Here is a 23,125-nt window from a genome sequence, read left to right on the forward strand (position 1 = left end):
CTCGTCATCGGTGTGGAAGAAAATGATGTGATTGTCCCAGTCGTATCCAATTCAGGCCTCCATCGGTCGCAGAGTTGTCTCTCTTTGACGCTTACAAGGGAATTTACGGCCGCAGCGCGAAGGCGCGCGACATACCACGCGCTCGCAACGCCTTACGCCGCGAGCGGATTTCAATGCATCGCAGGATCACCTGCGCGCACATTCCAATGCAGTGCGAATCGCCCATCCCCAACTGCTGAGTCGGCGGGTTAATGAGCGAGTATGGCAAAAAAAGTTAGTTAGCATGGCGATAGTTTGAAACATCCAACCGGCCGGCGTCTGCGACATGTGCTTGTCGTTGCAGACAAATTCAGCGCGATCGTCACAACAGGAGCAAAAAAGTTCTCCACTGATATTGTCAATGAGGCGCTCGCCATCGTCAGCGATTCAGATCCCGCCGAATGCGACCCTTCTTGCACATAACCGCAGGTGACCGGGCTTGCCGTTGCAAAGTGTCAGCGTCCTACGCAGCTTAGGATTTTCTTCGGATGAGCTGTCAACTCCGAAGCTGGTGAAGGCCGAGACACCGTCGTCGCCGGCGCCAGAAATATTCAAAGGACGCTCGTTTCCAGGTTCTTATCCTGGTCGGCGCTGTTGAATGTGGTGATGCGAGGACCCACGTCGACGATGCGAAAAGACATTTCCTCAGCCAGGGGTCGCCGGTCGCTCACATTGCCTCTGACGCCCACGCAAGCATGCTGGCGGCGCGTCGTGCGCCGCGATCAGATCAGCAAGAGAGCCTATCAGGTCTCAGGATAGCCCTGGCTGCCCCGGCTTGTGATCAGAATGATTGCAACGAGCGGTCCACTCACGACGATACCACGACCGCATTCGCAATTACGGATTTACGAAACGTTCAATGGGACGTTCGTGCAAAACCGCGCCTGCAGAGACATGGACTACATCAATGTCGTGGGCAGGCCCGCTCATGCCGGAGCGATCCTTGACGCCTTCAGTTGGCAGCAAGTCTGCACAGAGGTCGATTGAGAGCCCGCCGCTAGTTCGCAGCGGACATGCGCGACTGTCACACTGCACATGCGATGCGACCGGATCGCGGTCGGCAACGAGGATATGCTCTCGCAGCACATGCCGGACGGCACCAAACTGAGGTTAAGCGAAGTTACCAATCTTTTGACCTGATGTGAGGGGCTGATATTCCGAGGAGACGATGAAAATCGTCTGGATCTACATGAACACAAAGCGCGACTTCGGAGATCAGGAGAGTCCGCCACGATCGAAGCCACTGAGACCTGGTTCCCAGAAGACGACAAGGCGACGCCCGAATATGACGCAATTGACGCCGAGGGCGAGCGTGATGCGCGCCATCCTCGCGAGCAGGTCGAGAGGACATGATGACGCAACCTCCAAGGATTACTCCGCTTTTCCGATTGAGAGCCACCCGTAGCCACAGCAATGTTTGGACACAAGAAGCTGGCAGGGGCCATGTGCGGGATTTTTGGCTGGGCACTTCGGGGAAAGCACCGGCAAGACCACGAGACTCTTGTCCGCCTCACCAACCTCATGAACCACAGGGGACCCGACGGCGCCGGCTACTGGCAAGGCGACACTGCTGGCGGGCACAATCAGGTCAGCTTGGGGCATAGGCGTCTCTCGATCATCGATCTCGAGGGCGGAGCCCAGCCGATGTGGAGCGCTGATCGCTCGATCGGGCTCGTTCTCAATGGAGAGATCTATAACTACGTTGAATTGCGCGAAGAACTCGTCTCTCTCGGGCATGCTTTTCGCACGTCCTCCGATACGGAAGTTCTGATCGAGGCCTACCGGGCTTGGGGACTGGACTCGATCAAGCGGTTCCGTGGCATGTTCGCGTTCGGACTATGGGATGCGAGGACCCAGCAGCTTGTCCTGGCGCGTGACCCGTTCGGCAAGAAACCCTTGTTCATAGCCGAGCACGCAGGCCTTTTGTTCGCCTCGGAAATCGAGCCCCTGCTCAAGTTCCCCGGCATGAACACCCAGATCGACCCGCATGCCGTCGAGCATTATCTCCTCAATCGATATGTCCCGGGCCCCAGGACATTCTTTCAAGCCGTGCGCAAGCTTCCCCCGGGTTGCCACCTCGTGTGGCGCGAAGGACGCACAAACATCACCCGGTATTTCACACCACCTTTGGCATCGGCCGAGCCCGACATCACGACTTTTGGCGAGGCGGTCCGGATGTTCAAGGCGACATTCGATGATGCCGTACGGATCCGCATGCGGAGTGACGTTGCGTTTGGAGCTTACCTGTCTGGCGGCATCGATTCGTCTGCGGTTGTGGCCGCCATGGTCCGCCATAGTTCTGAGCGCCTGCGCACCTTTTCAGTTGGCTTTCGTGAAGCCGGCTACTCCGAGCTCGATCACGCTCGCACCATCGCTCGTCAATTCGACACCAATCACGAGGAGATCGTGCTGGAGCCGCACGACTTCATGAAAAGCTGGCCGACCGCCGTGCTGCGTCGCGGCGCCCCCGCGGCCGAACCGGCCGATATTCCAGTTATGATGCTGTCGCATATGGCGGCGAGCAAGGTGAAAATGGTCCTCACTGGAGAGGGAGCGGACGAACTGCTGGGCGGCTATCCCAAGCATCGAGCCGAGCTGTGGATCGAGCTCTACCAACGACTGGTTCCGCAGGCCATTCATGATCGCATCATATCGCCCGCAATGCGTGCGCTCCCGTACGATATGCGCCGCGCCAAGATCGTGACGAGTGCAGCGGGCGAGCGGGATTGGCCGAGCCGGATGCAACTCTGGTTTGGCGGAGTTTCCCTTAACGAACGGGATCGCATTATCGGACGCCCGCTACCTGTAACGCCGCCGGATTCCCATCCGTTCTCGATGGCCGCCGGGTCGAATGTGCGGCGCACGCTGTTCTTTGATCAGACATCGTGGCTACCCGACAACCTCCTTGAACGTGCCGACCGAATGATGATGGCAGGCTCAATTGAGGGCAGGATGCCATTCATGGACACCAGTCTCGCCAAGCTTGTGGCGCGGTTTCCGGACAGTTTCCTGGTTGGTCGGAGCGGCGGCAAGTCAGTATTGCGAGCAGCGATGCAGCACACTCTTCCACGAGGGATTCTAACGCGTAAGAAAATCGGATTTCGCGTGCCAATTGAGGAGTGGTTTCGCGGTCCCTATCGCGAATTCATCTCCGATTTGTTAGTTTGCGACGGTGCGCGTGTGGCATCCTTCTGCGACCGGGATGTCCTGAGGCAGTTGGTCAACGAGCATCTCGCCCGCCGTCAAAACCACGAAAAGGTGCTTTGGTCTCTGGCCAATCTGGAGCTGTTCTTGCGAGCCTTCAAGCCGTCAAGTTAAGAGATTCTAGCGAAGCATTCCGTTCCCGAACCGATTTAGGCGCCCAAGGCAAACACGTTCGATACGGCGATCGGGACCATACGCAACAATAGACTGAGGTTTGGCCAGACACAGGCGAACAACGTGGACAGCATCACACGTTGCTTTTGGGGTGGCTCAACCGAAACGACCATCCCTACTCATCTGGGCGATCGCCGGCGCGGAAGAGAGCGACCACCGCCACCATGCGAGTGCGTCACCCATCTCTGCACGGCCCGACCATTTGCGGCCAACACACTTCCCTTTCAGCAAAACTCCAATCGCACGTCGTGTTGCCAAGAATAGGGTCGAACGACCAACCGATCGATCGACCCTATCGCGCGTGGTCGCGCCAGTTGTAGGCCACTTTCCGATAAAGGCAGAGATATGCATCGCACATCGTATCCAGTGAGAACGCTGTTTCAACGCGCCGACGTCCTGCAGCACCAAAACGATTAGAAAGTTCAGCATCGTCGAGGAGCTTGAGCACGCGATCGGTCAAAGCACCGGCGTCATGGCTCGGCACAAGAAATCCGGTCTGCCCTTCCAGCACCAACTCAGAAGTGCCTCCATCGTCTGTTGCAACAACCGGCTTACCCAACGCCATGCACTCGGTTATTGCGTTGGAAATGCCCTCCCCGTGCAATGCGCTATTCGTAGTGAGAACGCCAACGGTGAAGAGGTTGGCAATGCTCTCTATGTCGTTCCGCCGCCCCAGGAACTTTATGCGCCCCGAATGTTCAGTCGGGATGCTGTCGCGCACATGCTGCAACGTTTCACCGCTACCGATAGCCAAAAACGTGACGTCGTCCCGCAGACGACAGATGCGGCACGCCATCTCGACGAAGGTTTCATAATCCTTTCTGGGCGTAAAGTTAGCGACCATCCCTACAATGTGCGGCGTCTCAATCGCCAGACTGCTGCGAAGTTCGGTCTTGTCCTTCAGGTTGGAAACCCTTTCAGGACTGAACCCGTTATAGATGCAGAGACCCTTGCGCTCGGGAACACCATAGGCAGCCAGGCCCGCCCGCGAATTGGCAACAACGACATCTGAGAATGGCATCGTCAGCTTGCCTCTCAAGTACCCCTCATTCCAGAGTGTCAGATGCGAGGGCGCATCTCGCACAAACCCATTTACGAAGGCCGTCCGGCACACTTTCGCAACCGGCGCTGCATAGACGGAGCACATCGCGCCCCACGAGTGGACGATATCTATTTTCAGGTCGGCAACCAGTTCGTACAGGGTCTTGAAAAGGCGTAGATCCTTTCTGCCTCTGCGATTGAGCTGAATGACTTGTGCGTGTTCGCGGTCAATTTCAAGGCGAACCTCGTCCTTGTCCATGACGGCGACGAATGACCTTATGTCACTGTGAGCGGAAAGTCCTTTCAGCAGCTCGACGATTTGCCGTTCCTTTCCTCCCGGGCCGAGACGTTCGATAACGTGCAGTATGCGCATTTCAGCGCTCTCCCGAGCGGGCCGATGCAGTTCACCTTGCAGTGAGTGGTTCAGCCCTACAATCAACGTTGGGACCCCAGCAGCATATGGGCCGCGGATTGAATGCCACTGATGCGCGCCTCGAATTTAGCTATCGTATCGAATGGCCCCCCTACGCCGAGACGAGGAAGCGCAAAATGACCGGACTTGAGATCAGACAGCTGCCCATGCCGGGTTGTCACGGCGGTTGAAAAGCCGATGTCCTTTGCAAGGCTCGCTTCCCTGGGGCCGCATGCTTTGGAGTCACCGTAAGGATAAGCAAAGTGCTGAACGGGACGCTGCAGCAATTGCTCCAGATAGCGGCGGTTATCTGCCATTTCGGCCCTTGCGGGCTCAATATCGAGGCACGATAAGGCGGCATGCGATTCGGTATGCCCGCCGATTGACGCAAGAGGATGCCGCGCCAAGTCTTGAAGCTCGCGCTCATCCAGAAAATATGCCTCATTCAAGCCCGATAACGAAAGGCCTGCCTTTCTGAACGTCGGAGCCAGCGTTGCGATCCGGCGATAATCTTGATGTAACCACTCAGTTACCTCGTTCAAACCCGCCATTTTCTCGCGCAATCGAGGGCAATCGAATCGCTTGTCCATCGCGTCGATCGTTACCGTGTCTCCAGAGCGAAACATTTCACGCAAACCCAGCCACCACGCCTGCAACGTCCGTTTCGGCGCGCCAGTGGGAACGTAGATCGTGAACGGAGCGTTGTATCGCTCGAGGATTGGAAGCGCGGTCGCGACATTGTCCCGGTAGCCATCGTCAAAGGTAAGCACCGCATAGGGGCCACCCCTCCCGGGGTCCGACGCCAACCGCTCGAGAGATGTAGCCAGACTGACAATCTCCCAGCCTTCCTGCCGCAGCCAATTGAGCGAATACTCAAAGAGGCCGACTGAAGTCCCGGTCATCAATTCCGAGCGGCCATCCTGCTGGACCTCATGGAACATGAGAATAGCCGCCCGGCCCGCAAAGATCTTGCGGAATGCCGGCAGCAGGCCAGACCGACGGGCCACTTCGATCACGCCGTTTGTGAGAGCCTGCTTCACTCTAGCTTATCCCTGAAGACGACGACCTCGCGTCACGCTGGCCAAAGCGACGACCCTGTTAACGACGTTCTCTGCGCCAAGCTCATCGCCATCATCCGCTCCGCACCAATCGCCTGCCCTGCGCTCTTGCCCTAAAGTTGGAGATGACGTCGGTATATACCCCGATGATCCTTTCCACGGTGAACGCCTGGTCGTATCTCACCACTGCTGCCCGCCCCTGAAACTCGCCGTTCAGCGACCAGTCAAAGGCCTCTCGAAGACTGCGCGCGATCGTGCCAGCGTCCGGCGGACATATCTGCGTCCCAGCGATGCCATTCAACTGTTCACGGACGTCGCCGACATTGGTCGACACCACCGGAAGATTGCACGCGAGAGCTTCCTTGATGGAGGTCGGTGACCCCTCATAATCCGAGCTGAGAAGCAGCGCGTTTGCCGCACTGTAGTACCAGGGCATTTCCTCGTTCGGTACATTGGTAACCGTCATCAGCTGCGCATCGACGCCTTCCTGCACCAGCCGGTCGATTGACGCTCGTGCCAGATCATATCGCTTCTCAGGGCGCGTCGGATCGAACGGAAACAGGACGACAAATTTATCGTTGGGCCATTGCAGCCGCGCTCGCGCTTCGTTGCGATCGTACGGCTTGAATACGCCGAGGTTGACCCCGCAGGGAATCACGATTCCGGGAACCCGCCTCCGCATCTCCTCAGACACGACGACAACGGCGTCGGCGAAATGCGACACAAATCGCGTTGACAATCTTTCAAGGATATTCCCCAGTACGTCGGTCCCGTGCAGCGTGATGACGAGTGGCGCGCGCAACCGAAACATTGCGGGAAAGGCCGAATATCCATAATGCGCATGAACGATGTCGTATGTTGTCGCGCCGGTCATTCGCACGACATCAACGGTGCCCTTCAGATAGTTCAGCTTCGACTGGGATCCGACCATATTGATGACGTCGACCGTATGGCCGAACCGGCGCAGCTGCTCTACCTGCTGGTACACGAAGGCTCCGGACCCTGGTCTCTGCGGGCTCGGATACATATTGGTGACACAGAGGATCCTCACGACTACTCCGTTGAGGCCTTGGCAGTGCCGGCAGCCCCGCTGAGCTTTCGTCGGATTTCCGCAGGGACGCCCGTGACCAGCGTGCCGTCAGGCACGTCCTTCGTAACTACCGCGCCGGCGCCGACGATAGCGCCGATACCGACCCTGACGCCCGGCAGGAGATTGGCTCCCACGCCGATCGCCGCGCCGCGCGCGATAGTGGGCCCGAGCATCGGCGAGCCATCGTAGCCGTTCCGGCCGATTGCGTTGTCGTTCGAGGTGCCGACGCAGCCCGATATGAACACGTCGTCTTCGATCGTCATATTGCCGGCCAGCCAGGTATGATCCTGCACCCGGACGCGATCGCCAATGCGCGTGTTGTAATTGACCGTAACGTAACGTCCGACAACCGTCTTTGAGCCGATCCGCGATTGCTCACGGATCGAAGCGCCGTCACCGATCAGGGTCCCCCCGCCGAGCGAGACGTCGTAGAAAATGACCGCATGCGGGCCAATTGAACAATCGGCGCCGATATCGATCCATGCCTCGAAATGCGGCGCACGCGACAACGCGCCCGCACCCTTGGGTACCTTTCCGATATAGGCGCCTGGGAAGATCTCGACGTTGTCGGCAATTCTCACCCCACTCTCGATCACAACATGCGGATGAATGACCACCCTGTTGCCGATCACAACATCAGGCCGCACTATTGCGAACTCAGCGATCGTCACGTCTGCTCCGATCGCCTCGGTCTCGATCACCGCTCGTGGACTAATTCGACTCATCGTCACACCTTCCCGCCATCGGCATGCATCGCGACGGGCTTCCGCATTTCCTGGTGGCTTTCGCGCTCCGCAACAGCTAGCACGGTCGCAGCGACACGGCGCACCTGGTCACGCGTGAGCTCCGGAAACATCGGTAGCGACAACGATCGAGCGGCCATCGCTTCGCAGCACGGCAAATCGCCTTGCTTGTAGCCGAGATAGGCGAACGCTGGCTGGAGATGCAGCGGCAACGGATAGTGGATTCCGCTCGCCACGCCGACCTCGTCGAGCCGCTTGCGCATTGCATCCCGTTCGTTCGTGACGATCACGTACAAATGGTAGACGTGCGTGGACCCCGTTCGGACGAAAGGCGTCTTGATGCCCGAGTGTCTCAACTCCGCGGTGTACCACTCCGCAGCACGCCGCCGATGGTCGTTCCACCCATCCAGACGCCGGAGCTTGACTTGGAGAACTGCGGCCTGGAGAGCATCGAGCCGGCTGTTGAACCCGACCTCGGCGTGGTTGTAATGTGTCGTTCGACCGTGGTCACGCAACCGTTCGATCCGCTCGGCAATCACTGCACTGTTGGTGGTGATCGCTCCTCCATCGCCATATGCCCCGAGGTTCTTCCCCGGATAGAACGAAAAGCAGGCTACATCGCCGAGCGCCCCGGTTCGTATCCCCTGATACTCCGCTCCATGCGCTTGGGCTGCGTCTTCAATCACAAAGAGGCCGCGCCGTCGTGCAATGTCCTTGATTGGGCCCATGTCGGCCGGCTGGCCAAAGAGGTGAACTGCAACGATCGCCTTGGTGCGGCTTGTCAGGGCCCGCTCGATCATCCTCGGATCGATCGTGTGGGTATCGGGATCGATATCGACGAATACCGGCTGCGCTCCTGTCGCGACGATCGCCGCCGCGGTGGCGATGAAGGTATGGGCGGTTGTAATCACCTCGTCGCCATGACCAACACCCAACGCCCTCAGCGCCAGATGGATCGCGTCCGTGCCGCTCGCCACACCGCGCGCATAGGGCACTTGGCAATAGGCGGCAAAATCCCTTTCGAACGAAGCGACTGCCTCGCCGCCGATGAACTGCGTGGATTCGAGAACGCCTCGAATTGCGTCGGCCACCTCATCCTTTAGCGTCGCATACTGTGCCTTGAGATCAACGAACGGAATATTCATTTTTCAAACCTCACCAGATTCCATATCCATGCCCGAGAACCCTATCGAGCACCGCGGCCCCGCAGCACCGCGGGAACCGTTAGAGCAATCAGCTTCAGGTCGGTCCACAAGGTCCAGTTCATTGCATATTCAACGTCCATCTCGAGCATCGCGTCCGGGCCCAGGCGACCACGGCCGCGAACCTGACAAAGCCCGGTGATGCCGGGCTTCACGATGTGACGTCGATGATGCCAGTCGCGGAAGTACTCGAGTTCATAAGGAATCGCGGGGCGCGGACCGACAATGCTCATTTCGCCTCGCAACACGTTGACGAGTTGCGGCAGCTCGTCGACGCTGGTTCTCCGCAGCACCCGCCCCACGCGCGTCACGCGCGGGTCATCTGTCAGCTTGTACGGGGCATCAGGGTCATTCGAGAGAACCTCCTTCGCCCAAACCCGACGAATAGCGTCGCGATGGATGTTATCGTCGGCCTTGTGACGAAGCGTCCGGAACTTGAAGCAATTGAACGGCCTCTCGCCTCGTCCGACCCGGCGCTGGCAAAAGATCGCCGGCCCAGGGCTATCGAGGCGGATCGCGACCCACACCGCCACAAGGACCGGTGCCAGTAAAAGGATCGCGGTGACGCTCACAGCGATGTCAAGCGCCCGCTTAACGAATTCCCGCGGGCTCGCCTTCCATCGCAAGGCTTCATCTAACGACAATTTCGGCAGCCCCCGCCGACGCGTTCCGCCGCAGAAACGCCGGTTGATGCGTTCCGTTACTACGGTGCTCCTGGTTGTGCCGTAGACACTCCGATGCAGCTTCGAGTGCTTCGACGACGCGCAGGCCATGCGCTCCGTTCGCAACGGGCTGCGTCCCCGTCTTGATCGCGTTGACGAAGTCGAGCAACTCAAGCTTCAGCGGTTCGCTGCTGGATATTGCGGGGATATGAACATCGCCATGATGATAGGCCGACTGGAAGTCGGCGTATGAATCGCCGTTGATCCGCGGCCTGAAGCGCTTCTGGTAAACGCGAACCTTTTCGGACGGCTCCACGTCGTCGAACACCAGCATGGCGTCGCTGCCGACGACCGTGATCTGCCGCACCTTGACGGGATCCAACCATGAAACATGTACATGGGCGGTCGGCCCACTCTTGAAGCCCAACTTGGCGTAAACAACATCCTCGACATCCGGCAGAACGTGCGCACAACCCCAAGCGCCGATGTTGTGCGCGGTCTCCTCGAGCAAGAAAAAGATGATCGAAAGATCATGCGGCGCCAGGTCCCACAGCACATTGGCATCGGGCCGATAGAGACCGAGATTCAGGCGCCGTGAATCGATGTAGTAGAGCTCGCCGAGAGAGCCGCTCCGGATCATCTGGCGCATGACACTCACCGCCGGATGGTACTCGAACGTATGCCCGACCATCAGCACGCGTTTCCGTTCTTCGGCGATCGCAATCAGTTCGCGGCAATGCGCGCTCGTCATGGCCAGCGGCTTCTCGACGAGCGCGTGCTTTCCAGCCTCAAGGGCTGCCCGCGCCAGCTCAAAGTGCGTCACGGCAGGGGTTGCGATGATCACCCCGTCGATGGAAGGGTTATTCAGGATCGCATCGAAGTCACGCGAAACGGCGACAGAGGGATACTGTGATTTGACGTATTCCAGTGTGTCCGACCGCATGTCGGCGGCCATCGACACCCGTGCGCCGATATCGTGGCCAACACGGATGTGTTTAGTGCCCCAGTAGCCGCACCCGATGACGGCGAGCGATGGGCCGGCTTTTGCCGTCTCAATGTCCGCGCCGGCGGTCCTGCTCTGAGTATCGACTAAGCCAGGAACAAATTTGGAATAAAGTTGTTTCGACATGTTTGCCACGATCACGCCAGAGGAAAGCAATGGTGAAAATCAGTATCCTCACGAGCACGGTTATCTCGCCATGTTGGCTCCCTAATTGAAGGCCCTAGCGTGCGTTCAAACAGGATAGCCGGTTGGGCGCCCGCGCCGCTGTAGAACACGGGTTATGACTCACGCCCATCGGGGGTACCCCCGCCCTTGCGCGGGGCATCCAGGAGCTTCGCACGCAGTGCAATGGCCTGACCCAGCACGCCAAAGAGCCGGGCAGCACATTGTAATCAATCACTTTTTTTGACTTGCAGTCCTGGTCACACTCGGACCATAGATCAACAGCACGCGGTCTTCCTCTCGTTACGCCTCCACGGATGGCTCACGTCGGCAATTCGTTTGCGGCACCCCAACGCGTCGCATCGCGCCCGAGGCAGCGATTTCGCGTAAATGTTAGTGCTACCAACTTGCGCTCACGCCGACGGCGGGATTTACAAATCGCCAGCTGCGAGAGGCCCAAACTGATCTCGATAAGCCCGTTGCATCGCATACCGCAGATTGGTTAGGCCGAGACTACCATTGCGCGTCCGACCCATGGTGGAAACTTCGCCATCTTTCGTATAGGCTTCCTCGCGAGGTCGCGAACAATCTGCAGGAGGCATGGCAGCCTGACCAACAGATGAAGCACAACCCACGGATGAAACGCCGACGCCATGTCCAAAGGCACCTCGATCGCAGTTCTGCTTCGCGGCAGCGATCCATCGACTAATGATTGCAACCTGACGGAAATTCTTGATCTCTTCGAAATTCCCTGGACGGTGCTGACAGTTGACGAAGCGCACGGGGACAGTGCAGCCGCGCGCACAGCAGGTCATCAGCGATTCGCTGTCCTGACCTCGGCGGCCTGTCTCGCCGAAGTCCTACAACACAGCGAGACTGACGCGCTTCCGACGTGGTTGGCGGGAGCCGCTTCCGTTTTCGTCTATGGATTTCAAGCAACGGACCCCTGCAAGTCCCTCCTGCGTCAGATCACCGGAGATCCCGAGGCGGAAATCTGCGACTCCGGTCAGCGACCAACGATCGTATCAGTCACCGATTCTTTTCCAGAACTGTGCGGCCCGATGTCGGGACTGCAAATCCAACTGGCACGGGGCCACGATACCACGCTCGTCGTCCGCAATAGCACCCTTCACAGCATCGTCGGAGTGAGCGACGGACATCTGTTCGCCGAGTTCACCTATTCCGGTGTCCGCTTCTTTTCTGACTCTTCATTGACGATAGTGGACGTTCGCGAACGGGCCGCAACCTATTTCGATGTGAAGAAGTGTTTCGCCGGCGCGGTGCCAATCGTGATGTATCTGAAGTGGGCATTCCGCGACGTTTGCTTGACGAGCGTTGAAACAAGCGCTTGCCTGATCATTGACGATCCACCTTTGTGGCCGCGGTACGGTCTCCTCGATTTTGACGACCTGCTGCAGCTTGCGGACAAGCTGACATTCGCAACGACCATTGCCTTCATTCCATGGAACTGGAGGCGAACAAACCGCGGCACTGTTGCCGCCTTTCGCGAAAGCAGCGGGAAACTGTCCATCTGCGTGCACGGCTGCGATCATACACGAGGTGAGTTTGCAGCCCGCTCGCCTGAGTTGCTCGATAGAAAACTGAAAACCGCCAGAATGCGGATGCAGGCCCTTCGCCACCACACCGCACTTGACCACGAGAACGTGATGGTTTTCCCGCAAGGGGCATTCTCGCCCGAGGCAGCCTCGGCCCTCAAGCGAAATGGCTTCACCGCGGCCGTGAACACCGAGGTCGCACCAACCAATGATGCCTTGAACGAAACCACACTCGCTGATCTCTGGAGTGTCGCCATAGTCCGGTATGCGAGCTTCCCAATCTTTACCCGACGATACATTGACCACGGCATCGAGAACTTTGCGTTTGACGGCCTCTTGGGCAAGCCGTGCTTCATTGCCGGACATCACGATCTTCTCCGCGGCCAGGGTCGCGAACTCGCGACATTTCTTCGGCTTCTCGCATCCTTGCAGTGGAAACTCTGCTGGAGACCTCTCGAGGATGCCGTTCGCCGCAGCTACAGCATTCGATCCGATGGCGAAACAATCCTGGTAAAGATGCTTGCCGAGCGGCTTCTCTTCGAGAACGACGGATCCACGACGCGACGGATTTGCGTCATGAAGCGCGAACCACAGGTCGCTGCCTTAAAGGGTATTGAGGTCAACCACGGCCTCATCGCGTACGAGTACATCGACGGATATGTTCGAGCGATGGTCGGCGTCCCGCCTGGCGGCTCGGTGGATGTCCGGTGCGTTTATCGCGAACAACTGCATGGTTCGCCCGCCTCAGAACCGATCCGATACCGGGTCGGGGTGGCCGTTCGGCGATATCTATCTGAACTTCGTGACAATTACGGTCACCTACTTCGTTCTCGCGCATAGCTGGAGACGAACCAAAGCGAGGTGATCAAGCCGCTTTGGCCCAGGCATATTGCGTCTGTCATGAAGTTCGAGCATGGGCGGCCCCCTCCGTTCGCCCCTCCAACTCGTGATCCTCTAGGCCGCGGCTACCACGCGCCGCTGCGGCTCGAATTGAACCAAGAGTTTCGGGCCGATCCATCATCGAACAGCTCAGCGGCCTGGACGTTCGATCAACGTCCGCCTACGACCGGAATGCGGATCGGCTAACGCCGTTAACGTCCGCTTTCTCCTGCCGAAACCGGAATAGGTAGCCCGAAAAAGTTCAGGCTCCGCAAGCCCGAACGAATACTATCGGGCTGCACTTTGGAAGGCGTTGCGGACGCGGAACGCCGTCTCGGAGTGCCTATCCGAAGAACTATCTCTGAATGAAGCCGTCGACCTCGCAGACAACCCCAACGGCCGCCAGTGTTGCCGGCGCAACCTGATGCGTGTGATGGATCAAGATGAAAATAGCGGTGTTCGGACTCGGTTACGTAGGCATGACGGCAGCGGCTTGCCTCGCAAGGCAAGGTCACGAAGTCATCGGCGTCGACATCAGCGATGAAAAAGTCGCGATCGTCAATGCGGGGAAATCTCCAATTACGGAACCCGGCCTCGATCAACTTGTGGAATCTGCTGTCCGAAAGCGCTTGCTGACCGCAACGAAGGACGCGAGCGGGCATCTCGACGGCTGCGCGCTGGCAATAGTGTGCGTGGGAACGCCCAGCGCGCCGGACGGATCTCACAACATGAGCTTCGTCGCTGAAGTTTCCCATCAGATCGCCGACCTGATCGGTCCGACCCGCACGACACCGCTGACGGTCGTGTTTCGTTCCACGATGCGGCCCGGCACCATCGAGGATCTGGTTCTCCCGATTTTCGAGAGCGCACTGAACGGCAGAATGGACCTCGTCGAGGTCGTCTACAATCCCGAGTTCCTGCGCGAGTCGGTCGCGATCGAAGATTTCTTCAATCCGCCGAAGATCGTGGTCGGAACAAAGGACGGGGAACGATGCTCGGTCCTCGACGAGTTGAACGCGAGCATCTCGGTGCCCGTCTTCTACACCACCTATCGTACCGCGGAGATGACCAAATTCGTCGACAACTCGTTTCACGCGGTAAAGATCGCCTTTGCCAACGAAGTCGGTCGCGTTTGCGACAAGCTCGGCGTCAGCGCGGCAACCGTGCACAAGATCTTCGTTTCCGACACCAAGCTCAACATTTCACCCTACTATTTGAGGCCGGGTGGCGCATTCGGCGGGTCCTGCTTGCCGAAAGACGTTCGTGCGCTCCAATACATCGCCAGTGATGTCGGGGCGCATACCTGGCTCGTGGATTCAGTGCTCAGATCGAACGACGAGCACAAGAATTTCCTGTTCGAGAATTGCCTGAAAGCAGTCCCGCCTGGCGGACGCGTACTCATGCTGGGGCTTGCCTTCAAGGAGAACAGCGACGACCTTCGCGAAAGTCCCAATATCGACCTGGCTCGCAAATTCCTCCGCTTGCACATTGGCCTGTCGATCTACGATCCACACGTTGAGCCGTCGAAACTGCTGGGGCAGAACCTTGGCTATGCGTTCGCCAATCTGCCCGCCCTTCGCAAGTTGCTGATCGCAAAGTCCGCAGCCGAGTCGGAGCTATTCGACCTCGTCATCGATACCCGAGGGTGGGCGAAGCAAATGGCGCTGAACGCAAAGCGGATAATTGATGTCAACACTCTCTCATGACGACACCGTTGTGCCCGAATCCGAACAAGCGGGCGTTGGCTCGGTTCGTGGCCGGGTCCTGATTATCGTCGAGAATCTTCCAGTCCCGTTCGACGGTCGGGTGTGGTCGGAAGCGACCACATTGGCACGGCATGGCTACGAAGTGTCTGTGATTTGTCCCAAGGGACCAGGCGCAACGGCCTCATTCGAGATGCTCGAGGGCGTCGCAGTCTATCGCCACTGGATGCCGGCGGAGGGTCGCGGGGTACTGGGCTACGCAGTAGAGTACAGCGTGGCGTTGTTCTGGGAATTCGTGCTGAGCGTGAGAGTGCTAGCAACGCGGGGATTTGATGTCATCCATGCGTGCAATCCGCCCGATCTGATTTTCCTGGTCGGTGCATTTCATAAATTCTTGTTCGGGAAGTCTTTTGTCTTCGATCAGCACGACGTCAATCCGGAGCTCTACGAGGCGAAATTCGGACGTCGTGGCGTGCTTTGGCGTGTTATGGTTCTACTCGAACGCGTCACATTCGCGTTGTCGGACGTATCGATTGCGACCAACCAATCTTATCGCGCGATTGCGATTGAACGGGGCCGAATGAGCCCGGATCGTGTTTTCGTTGTGCGCTCTGCTCCGAATGTGTCCCGCGTTCGCTCACTTCCACCGGCCCCCTCCTGGAAGAGAGGACGACGGTATCTTGTCGGATATGTCGGTCTTATCGCGCGACAGGAGGGGCTCGACCTGTTGCTGGATTCAATCAAGCACATCCACAAGACACGGAACCGCGATGATATCCAGTTCGTGATCGTCGGCGGCGGACGTGAGCTGGAGGATCTCAAGAAGCTTGCGACGGCACTCGAACTGGATGACGTGGTCACATTCACCGGCCGTGTCGATGACGACACGCTATTCACCGTCCTGTCGACGGCGGACGTCTGCGTAAATCCGGACCGCCCCAGTTCGATGAACGACAAATCGACGATGCACAAGATCATGGAGTACATGACGCTAGGCAAGCCCATCGTCCAGTTCGACCTCACAGAGGGCCGCTTTTCGGCGGGAGATGCATCGTTGTACGTGCAGAATGCGGACACCGCCGAGTTCGGCGACAAAATACTGGAGCTCCTGGAAGATCCGGCGAGGCGCCAAGCTATGGGCGCATTCGGTCAGAAGAGAATTAATGGCGAGCTCGCCTGGCATCACGCATCGACGAAGCTTTTGGCGGCCTATGAAAAAGTATTCAAGCTAAGGGACAAATGAGGACGGGAACCTCTCCGTTTGCATTTCAGCAGACGCCTGGTTCCCGCTGCGGAGAGCCCATCAGCACAGACCACCAGACTGGACATGGCCGATCCGAAGCAGCTCAACGTCGCACGCCTAATCCGCCAGTCGAGAGCGCCAGGCGGACAACCCCGCTGAACAAGAATTCAGTCGCAGATCGTTCTGCTTCAGCGCGGCGACATTCATCGGGCCAAGGGAAGCCGTGCCGCTGGTGACTTTGCACACCGTGACTCACGGTCGCTCTGACGAGACAGGCGTTAACGCCCCCGTCGTTATCATCACATTTCGGTAATTGACGGCAGTGGTCTCGGGCGCCGACGACCGATAGATTCCGAATTCCCAATTAGTGCCGACCCCAAAGCCCAGCGGCCCGCTGTAATTCACGACCTGCGCCCCATCGATCCAGACTTTCAGATAGCCGGTCGTATCGTTCGAGAATTGGGCCTGCACTTTCACGTAGTGATACTTGCCGGTCACGATCGGGGTGGGGTCGGTCCAGAGTGTCTTGGTGACGACGAAGCCTGCGCCGTTGCTCGGATTCTTGCCCGGCGGGCAGTAGCGCGCAAGCACCTGCAGGTGATCGCCCTGCATGTTCAGCGCGACCGGAGGCGAGGTTCCGACGCCTGAGGCGTCATCGTCGTTGTGCCACTGTCCGACGATGAACCAACTGGTCGCGCTGTTTGCGAACGCCCCGTTGCTACCGTTCGCCTCGACCATAAGCTGATAGCTGAGCGTGATGGGCGTGGCGGCGGGATAGGTCACCGTGGAATTGATCTCGGAACGATCCACGGACGAGCTGTCGTACCAAGCATGGTCGCCCTTGCGGACCTCGAAACGCAGGGTCTGGGGGTCGGGATTGGTTAGACTATAACCCTGGTCTGCAACATGAACGCCGTAGCTGACGTCGCCGATCTGAAAGCGGGTTCGCGGCTTACCGGAGAATGACGAAATCGACGAAACGGCCGCTCTGCTGGCTGCAGTATTCTCATCGATGCCGGCAGCATTGTAGGCCTCGGCGGATGGGCCCTCGGCCAGCAACGTTCCCTGACCACCTGCATTGGCAACGCTCGATGTCGATCCACTAGAGATTTCCGGCACACTCCCAGCCAGCGCGAAGATGAGGGGTAAAACTATTCTCATTGCCATCCCTGTTCGGTCCCGCGACCGTCGCAAAATGCGCAGTCAGGCGCAAGCGTAACCCATTCAAATCACGATGCAATTTATCGGGGGGTTCAATCGAGGGAAAATAAGGACTACCGCCAGGCATCAACTCCTGGAATGCATCGCCATACGAAGCCTTGCGGCCGGCATGTCTGCCTCGCCGGCGGTTCACGTTACCAGAGCGTCGACGGCAGTCGTGCCGATATGACCCTTGTCTCGCTTCTTGACGCCGGACGCAAAATCAACGGCGGATCCAACCGAACGCCTCACTGTGTGCGTCCCACGTTGCTCATCGCCGATCTGGATCAGCAACGAGTGAGCGGCTCAGTTCGTAACAAGTGTACCGGAGTGCCTCGACCTGGCGACAAGGGGTGTCAAAGCCGCCATCAACTCGTGAGTCTTCACCATCGGGGAATGATTTGATTTGACATAGATCTGGCATCGCTGGCTGAGCGCGTCGTATTCACCCGCGCCCATGTTCCAAAGTTCACTCACGGATGTACAAAGCGCCAACTCGTCTTCAACTGAAGCGCCGAGAACATGACGCTCGACAATCGCGTCCGGATCAACATGCCGGCGCGTCACGATGGGTGCACCGACAGCGAGTGCCTCCAGAAATGCGTTCGAGAAGCCCTCGAAATCCGATGTACAGAGAAGCATTGTCGCCTCGCATAGAAATTTTTGAACGTCCGCCCGCCGCACATAGCCGACCAATTCCACGTTCGGCAGCTGACGCAAGCCATTCAAGGCATCCAGCGTCGGTTGATCGGTATTGGGCGACGTCATTCCCGCCACGCGAAACTTAACGTCCGGCAATGCCTGGGCAATCCGAAACAGCAAGGGCAGATTCTTCGGATAGCGGAAGACACCGAGCCAGGCAACGTATCCGCGTTTTGCGCGCGGCAAAGGAACGGCCGCGTCCTCTGCTATCGCAAACGGATTATGAAGGACGTGCACCGGCTTGCTAGGAAAAAGCGCGGCCAACTTTCCGCGTTGATACTCATTTTGACAGAGAAACCCGGCGGTATGATGCCGGGCCCACGAATAGGATATCCATTCATAGGATGGCAGAAGAGCTTTGCATCGCTCATCGACATCTATGTCACTCACAACGCGATAAACGAACGGAACCTTCAGTTGATCGGCAACGAACGCCATGATCGCGGTGTGTATCCCACATACTCCCTGGATCAGAATATCCGGGCGATAGCTGCGGGCAGCCGCCAACACCTTCGGAATATACGAATAGAAATACTTCGCGACCCGAATACCGCGCGCGGGATCGTAGGTCTCAATAAGCTTGATCTGCTGTCCCGAACCTACGTGTTCCAGCGCCCCCTTCCAGGTGAGAACAGCGGTTTCGTGACCGGCGCTCTCAAGCGCACGAAGCCACACTGCGAGCTCGATCGCCCAACCACCAATCGGGTAATTCTCATCTTTCATCAGATAAGGGATGGAAAAATCCATCGAGAGAATGCGCACCCGACACCTCGTTCTTAATGGGACCGCGCCATGAAAAGAAGCTCCGCGACGCTCTGCCCGCGAACTCCGGGTGTACGGCTTCTCTGTTCGTATAGCGAAAGAGCGAGCCTTGCCTTCATCGAGAAGCTCGATCGTCCCGGATCAAGCCGACAATACGATACTCTCAATCTCACTTCCCTCCCGAAGCTTGGCTACCGTCTCAAATCTGTTCGCGCCGTTAAGCCGGAAGAGCGTGCCATGATTGGTGCCGTTCGCTAGCGTTCGATTCACAATGAGGAACGAACCGGCACCGACCAAGCGATCCCTCAGGTTGCCGACCGCACCGCGCAACTGCGCTTCGTTGAAATAGCCATGATTGAGCAGATTTGACACGCGGATCGCGTTGAACCGGCCGCGCAGATGAGCAGCGTTAGGCGCCAGAATATCATCCTCGGCAAAAGTCAGCCGAGCGTCGTCGCGTGCATGCGGATTCACCAGAAGGACATCCTTCCTTCCTTCCCGCATGTTTGTCAGAGGCAACAGCACACCTGCAAGTGTGTTCAGCGCGGCGACCACGAATCCGGTGCCCTTGAGAAAATCTCGGGGACCATTCAGGTACCAGCGCACCGGACGATTGGCCACGATGTGCTGAAGCACTTTGCCGTCGCGATCGAGAAGGACCTCATACCCTGGCAACAGGCGCACGAGGCTTCCCCGCATGCACAGATCTGTCGCCAGAATCGTCGCCTCGATGCCGGCACACGTTAGGGCATCCGCCCATTCGACTGAGGAAATCCCTGATGATACGCCGACGTCCATGATCTGGCTCGGCTTGCTGCCGAGTTTCCTCCACTCATCAATTACGAGCCTATTGAGATCATCGAGGCGATGATGATCGGTAGTCTTGTAGGTGCCGTTCCGCAGACGAATTGAAGCAAAGAACGCCGCTTCCTGTGCTTGCGTAAAAGCATCACTTTCCGTCAGAAAATTCCTTGCATTCAAAACCGCGCCGCCTCCAAAACCTCCGGAGAAGCGCATCAGGACCGTCATATACTGCACCCTCTGCTCGGCTCGTTTCTCTCAGAATCGCTCGAACTCAATCGATTGAAGGCACACGGCTGCTGGTGTGCCCCGTTATCTCTCAAAAGCATAATCTGTTGGATCGATACGCGGCTCGACCCTTTCGGATTACCCATTCCTCGATCACAGCAAAAGCGAGGCCAGCCGGCCCCGAACGTGCGCCGACCAGGAAGAGCTCGGCAGCCGTCTGGAAAGGGTTGTCTCGCTGCAGAAGCGCCCGCGGCGGCGGATAGCACCGGCAGAGACGGCGGACCCAACGGTTGACGACTTCCCTACCGGACCTACCGTCTTCTTGCTAGAAATGCTCGCATGGTCCAATGCCCGCGGAGCTCCATGTAGATGACTCTCAACGTCGGCCGTATCGCCTTGCTCGTCATCATAGGAAGCATCGCAACCCTCCCCGCTTCGCATGCACAGGACGGCGCGCTCCCAGGCAGCAACGGCGATTTCGAACAGCGCATGCAACGTATCGTGAATGGACTGCGGGCTGCCACCGCAGGCGCGCCGCCGATGACACTCGCCGACCGGATGAACGCACTGCACGTTCCTGGCGTCAGCATCGCGGTGGTTCATGGCGGCATAGTCGAGGCTCGCGGGTTCGGGGTTGCCGCCATTGGTGGACCGGCTGTCCTTCCTGAAACGCTGTTCCAGGCTGCCTCAATCAGCAAACCGGTTACCGCCGTGGCTGCGCTGGCATTGGCTCAGGCCGGAGAACTCGATCTCGATGGCGACGTCAACTTATCCCTTAAAACCTGGAAAATACCTCCTAACTCGTTCACCGATCGATCCAAGGTTACGCTTCGCAGACTGCTGAACCATTCGGCCGGCATAACGGTTCCATATTTTCCGGGATATCCTGCGGGCGCACCAGTTCCGTCACTTGACGATGTTCTCAATGGCGCTCCGCCGTGGTGTCGTGATCTAAACAAGTTCGAGCCGTCAGCGCATGATTGGTTTGCACTATGCGTGCCTGTGAATACCGCGCCTGTCGTTGTCGATCATGAGCCCGGCGTCCGGTTCGAGTATTCTAGCGGCGGCTATACGATAGTGCAGAAATTGCTCATCGATGTAACCGGGAAGCCGTTCCCAAGACTACTTGAAGAACTTGTCCTCAAGCCCTTCGAAATGACGCATAGCGGCTTTCTCCAACCGCTACGCAGGAATGACACTCCAATGGCCGCAACACCCTACCGATCGACCGGAGAGCCGGTGCCGGGCGGTCCGCATATCTATCCCGAGTTGGCCGCCGCAGGTTTGTGGACGACACCTACTGACGTTGCACATTTTGCGCTGGGTGTGGTCCGTGCCTGGACCGGTCGAGATGCTCCCGTTCTGTCTCAGGCTACCGCTCTCCAAATGCTCACACCGGGCCTTGGCAACTACGGACTTGGTCCGATTGTTCTTGGGGTCGCGCCGCATCGGCGAATTCTACACGCAGGCGTCAACGATGGCTTCGTCAGTTTGATGACGATGTTTGAAAATGGAGATGGCGCTGTCATCATGACGAACGGCGATCAAGGCGGAGAGTTGGCCAACGAAATCATGCGCGGTATCGCAACCGAATACGACTGGCCGGACGGCCAGCCGAAGGTCCACTGACGAGTGGACGACCCGCCGTGACTCGTCCCTGAGCTTCGTTGGCCGTCGCGCCCTCGCGCTGATATTCAGGCAACCCCACACAATACGGATCGCCTTCCATCACGCACCGAGAACTCCCCATTCTCTACGGACCTCAGCCAGTGTCCGATAGTATCCGGTCACAAACAACATCGCGACATAACACACCAGAACCGCAACCGGACCAACCAGCGCGGCAACTGGAACGGGCGCCTGCAGCAGATCAAACGAAAGCCGCACCAGCAATGCCGCCAACACCGACGCGACCAGAATTAGTCCAAGGTTCTTCCAATCCTGCAACCTTGCGATCGGAATGCTCATGACCTTTGACAGTCTTCTCAGAAATAAGATGTACACAACGAAGGTCGTGAATACCGACCCGATCGCCGCCCCTGGCAAACCGTAGTACCAGACGCCGGCCAGGCTTGTTAACACGGCAAACGGAAGGATCGCCGCTTCATAACGCATGTTAGCAGAGCCCTGTCCAAACACATTGAGCAGAGTGGTAATCTCGGTCGAGATCAATGTTTGTATGAGATAAATGCGCAGCACCGGAGAACCACTCACGTACTCCTTCGTAAACAACAATTGAATGACTTCGTCAGCAAAGACAAACAGCGCCGCGATCGCGGGGAACATGACCGCACTGATGATAACGTTGCCCTGATTGTTCAGCCGCAACAGCTCTTCGTGGCGCCCCAATGAATGGAAATGACTCATCTTTGGCAAGAGCAAGTTCCCCAGCCCTCCCCTCAAGACTTCGAACGGCATGAGAAGCATGGTTGCAATCGAGAAAATGCCGAACATGCCCGACGAAAACATCGTCGCGACAATCCAGAGCTCCGCCTGCTTCCGTACACTCCACAGCAAGCCGGCCACACCGAACGGGAGGGCATAGCGAAGCTGCGCACGGAACTGCTCCTTCTCGATCGGGAACAGGCGAATGCCGCAATAACGCGCAATGAAGACGGCGAGAAGAATTAGGCGCACGCTCGCAGCAATCAGAGCCGCGATTAGCACCTCTTCAAATTGATGAAAGACGATTGCTGCAGAGATTATGAGCGCGGCTCTCAACACGGACGTAGCCAGGATGGCTTGCGCTTGCCACCGGATTTGTCCGACGGCGTTGGGCAACACGTCCAGCAACAAGCCCAAATTCCAAACAAACAGGAAGATCGCAAGTAGCACCCCGTGGTCGCGCAGCAGATCTTTCACGCCCGATGGAAGAGCATGACGAAAGGCAACGATGAGGAGCACCGCAATCGTCGTTGCGACGAGCAGGAACAGCACCGTCTGCCCGACGTAAACCCGCCGTCCCTCTGCATCCAGCCGGACAAAGAAGAAAAGCAGGCTCCGGGGCATGTTGAAGGAAAACAACAGGGCCACCGTCGTTACGAGCAGCCAGAACAGCCGGTATTCACCAAACGCCGTGGGGCCAATCGTTCGCACCAGAACGATCGGCGTCAATAGCATGATCACCTGCTCGGTGTATTGTGCAGCCGAGAGTAGGATTCCTTGTCGCAATATGGATGCCATGGATCAGCAACCTCGCGACGGCGTCGACGTCCAGAGGCGCGAAATGCGGTCGACGCGCGTTCCAGGAAAACGATCAGA

General features: G+C 58.0%; 16 protein-coding genes. 5 read left to right on the forward strand and 11 right to left on the reverse strand.

Translation table 11 applies throughout. The features are described from left to right. Positions 1–1,452 precede the first annotated feature (1,452 nt). Positions 1,453–3,357, forward strand: a complete 1,905-nt coding sequence (gene asnB / locus FNJ47_RS19135; protein WP_235999974.1) for an asparagine synthase (glutamine-hydrolyzing) — start codon at positions 1,453–1,455, stop codon at positions 3,355–3,357. A 352-nt stretch (positions 3,358–3,709) separates the two neighbouring features. Here asnB and FNJ47_RS19140 read toward each other — a convergent pair whose 3' ends face one another. The 7 genes from FNJ47_RS19140 to FNJ47_RS19170 all read right to left on the reverse strand — a co-directional run bounded on the left by FNJ47_RS19140 (position 3,710) and on the right by FNJ47_RS19170 (position 10,754). Then, entirely contained in the window at positions 3,710–4,831 is a 1,122-nt protein-coding gene (locus tag FNJ47_RS19140) for a glycosyltransferase (RefSeq protein WP_163155759.1), read from the reverse strand. Positions 4,832–4,893: 62 nt separating this feature from the next. Next, complete coding sequence (locus tag FNJ47_RS19145; RefSeq protein ID WP_347341687.1) at positions 4,894–5,910, reverse strand: polysaccharide deacetylase family protein; 1,017 nt, start codon at positions 5,908–5,910, stop codon at positions 4,894–4,896. 91 nt (positions 5,911–6,001) lie between these two features. Next, positions 6,002–6,955: a glycosyltransferase gene (locus tag FNJ47_RS19150; RefSeq protein WP_235999975.1), complete on the reverse strand. Its 954-nt coding sequence runs from the start codon at positions 6,953–6,955 to the stop codon at positions 6,002–6,004. Between the two features lie 26 nt (positions 6,956–6,981). Then, complete coding sequence (locus tag FNJ47_RS53250) at positions 6,982–7,743, reverse strand: N-acetyltransferase (RefSeq protein ID WP_163155763.1); 762 nt, start codon at positions 7,741–7,743, stop codon at positions 6,982–6,984. A gap of 2 nt (positions 7,744–7,745) precedes the next feature. Then, positions 7,746–8,906 carry a DegT/DnrJ/EryC1/StrS family aminotransferase gene (locus FNJ47_RS19160; protein WP_163155765.1) on the reverse strand — a complete coding sequence of 387 codons (1,161 nt, stop codon included), beginning with the start codon at positions 8,904–8,906 and terminating at the stop codon, positions 7,746–7,748. Between the two features lie 41 nt (positions 8,907–8,947). Then, on the reverse strand, positions 8,948–9,607 hold the full coding sequence (locus FNJ47_RS19165) for a sugar transferase (RefSeq protein ID WP_163155767.1): 660 nt from the start codon (positions 9,605–9,607) through the stop codon (positions 8,948–8,950). Next, complete coding sequence (locus tag FNJ47_RS19170; RefSeq protein WP_163155769.1) at positions 9,594–10,754, reverse strand: Gfo/Idh/MocA family protein; 1,161 nt, start codon at positions 10,752–10,754, stop codon at positions 9,594–9,596. Before FNJ47_RS19170 ends, FNJ47_RS19165 begins: the two co-directional genes overlap by 14 nt. 689 nt (positions 10,755–11,443) lie before the next feature. Here FNJ47_RS19170 and FNJ47_RS19175 point away from each other — a divergent pair. The 3 genes from FNJ47_RS19175 to FNJ47_RS19185 all read left to right on the forward strand — a co-directional run bounded on the left by FNJ47_RS19175 (position 11,444) and on the right by FNJ47_RS19185 (position 16,171). Beyond that, a complete protein-coding gene (locus FNJ47_RS19175; protein WP_163155771.1) occupies positions 11,444–13,186 on the forward strand; it encodes a polysaccharide deacetylase family protein in 1,743 nt (580 codons plus the stop codon). A gap of 482 nt (positions 13,187–13,668) precedes the next feature. Then, entirely contained in the window at positions 13,669–14,931 is a 1,263-nt protein-coding gene (locus FNJ47_RS19180; RefSeq protein ID WP_163155773.1) for a nucleotide sugar dehydrogenase, read from the forward strand. Further along, complete coding sequence (locus tag FNJ47_RS19185; protein ID WP_163155775.1) at positions 14,912–16,171, forward strand: glycosyltransferase family 4 protein; 1,260 nt, start codon at positions 14,912–14,914, stop codon at positions 16,169–16,171. Before FNJ47_RS19180 ends, FNJ47_RS19185 begins: the two co-directional genes overlap by 20 nt. 252 nt (positions 16,172–16,423) lie before the next feature. Here FNJ47_RS19185 and FNJ47_RS19190 read toward each other — a convergent pair whose 3' ends face one another. The 3 genes from FNJ47_RS19190 to FNJ47_RS19200 form a co-directional block, all read right to left on the reverse strand. Continuing rightward, a complete protein-coding gene (locus FNJ47_RS19190; protein WP_163155777.1) occupies positions 16,424–17,338 on the reverse strand; it encodes a heparin lyase I family protein in 915 nt (304 codons plus the stop codon). Positions 17,339–17,677: 339 nt separating this feature from the next. Continuing rightward, the gene (locus tag FNJ47_RS19195; RefSeq protein ID WP_163155779.1) at positions 17,678–18,835 is read right to left on the reverse strand and encodes a glycosyltransferase; all 1,158 of its coding nucleotides are present in this window, start codon (positions 18,833–18,835) and stop codon (positions 17,678–17,680) included. Positions 18,836–18,976: 141 nt separating this feature from the next. After that, entirely contained in the window at positions 18,977–19,864 is an 888-nt protein-coding gene (locus FNJ47_RS19200; protein WP_163155781.1) for a hypothetical protein, read from the reverse strand. A 369-nt stretch (positions 19,865–20,233) separates the two neighbouring features. On the opposite strand from FNJ47_RS19200, the gene FNJ47_RS19205 reads away from it, so the two are divergent. Continuing rightward, positions 20,234–21,493 (forward strand): serine hydrolase domain-containing protein, encoded by a 1,260-nt coding sequence (locus FNJ47_RS19205; protein ID WP_163155783.1) that lies wholly within the window; start codon positions 20,234–20,236, stop codon positions 21,491–21,493. A 99-nt stretch (positions 21,494–21,592) separates the two neighbouring features. On the opposite strand, the gene FNJ47_RS19210 is transcribed toward FNJ47_RS19205, so the two are convergent. Continuing rightward, a complete protein-coding gene (locus FNJ47_RS19210; RefSeq protein WP_163155785.1) occupies positions 21,593–23,047 on the reverse strand; it encodes a lipopolysaccharide biosynthesis protein in 1,455 nt (484 codons plus the stop codon). Positions 23,048–23,125 lie beyond the last annotated feature (78 nt).

Origin of the sequence: Bradyrhizobium uaiense (genome assembly GCF_010811875.1) — a bacterium.
GTDB classification, from domain to species: domain Bacteria; phylum Pseudomonadota; class Alphaproteobacteria; order Rhizobiales; family Xanthobacteraceae; genus Bradyrhizobium; species Bradyrhizobium uaiense.

Bases quoted from the DNA above. Each gene is read 5' to 3' on its own strand.
- FNJ47_RS19175 (WP_163155771.1), top strand. From the start codon at position 11,444: ATGTCCAAAGGCACCTCGATCGCAGTTCTGCTTCGCGGCAGCGATCCA.
- FNJ47_RS19185 (WP_163155775.1), top strand. From the start codon at position 14,912: ATGTCAACACTCTCTCATGACGACACCGTTGTGCCCGAATCCGAACAA.
- FNJ47_RS19170 (WP_163155769.1), bottom strand. From the start codon at position 10,754: ATGTCGAAACAACTTTATTCCAAATTTGTTCCTGGCTTAGTCGATACT.
- FNJ47_RS19180 (WP_163155773.1), top strand. From the start codon at position 13,669: ATGAAAATAGCGGTGTTCGGACTCGGTTACGTAGGCATGACGGCAGCG.
- FNJ47_RS19140 (WP_163155759.1), bottom strand. From the start codon at position 4,831: ATGCGCATACTGCACGTTATCGAACGTCTCGGCCCGGGAGGAAAGGAA.
- FNJ47_RS19200 (WP_163155781.1), bottom strand. From the start codon at position 19,864: ATGACGGTCCTGATGCGCTTCTCCGGAGGTTTTGGAGGCGGCGCGGTT.
- FNJ47_RS19150 (WP_235999975.1), bottom strand. From the start codon at position 6,955: ATGTATCCGAGCCCGCAGAGACCAGGGTCCGGAGCCTTCGTGTACCAG.
- FNJ47_RS19190 (WP_163155777.1), bottom strand. From the start codon at position 17,338: ATGGCAATGAGAATAGTTTTACCCCTCATCTTCGCGCTGGCTGGGAGT.
- FNJ47_RS19205 (WP_163155783.1), top strand. From the start codon at position 20,234: ATGACTCTCAACGTCGGCCGTATCGCCTTGCTCGTCATCATAGGAAGC.
- FNJ47_RS19210 (WP_163155785.1), bottom strand. From the start codon at position 23,047: ATGGCATCCATATTGCGACAAGGAATCCTACTCTCGGCTGCACAATAC.
- FNJ47_RS53250 (WP_163155763.1), bottom strand. From the start codon at position 7,743: ATGAGTCGAATTAGTCCACGAGCGGTGATCGAGACCGAGGCGATCGGA.
- asnB (WP_235999974.1), top strand. From the start codon at position 1,453: ATGTTTGGACACAAGAAGCTGGCAGGGGCCATGTGCGGGATTTTTGGC.
- FNJ47_RS19160 (WP_163155765.1), bottom strand. From the start codon at position 8,906: ATGAATATTCCGTTCGTTGATCTCAAGGCACAGTATGCGACGCTAAAG.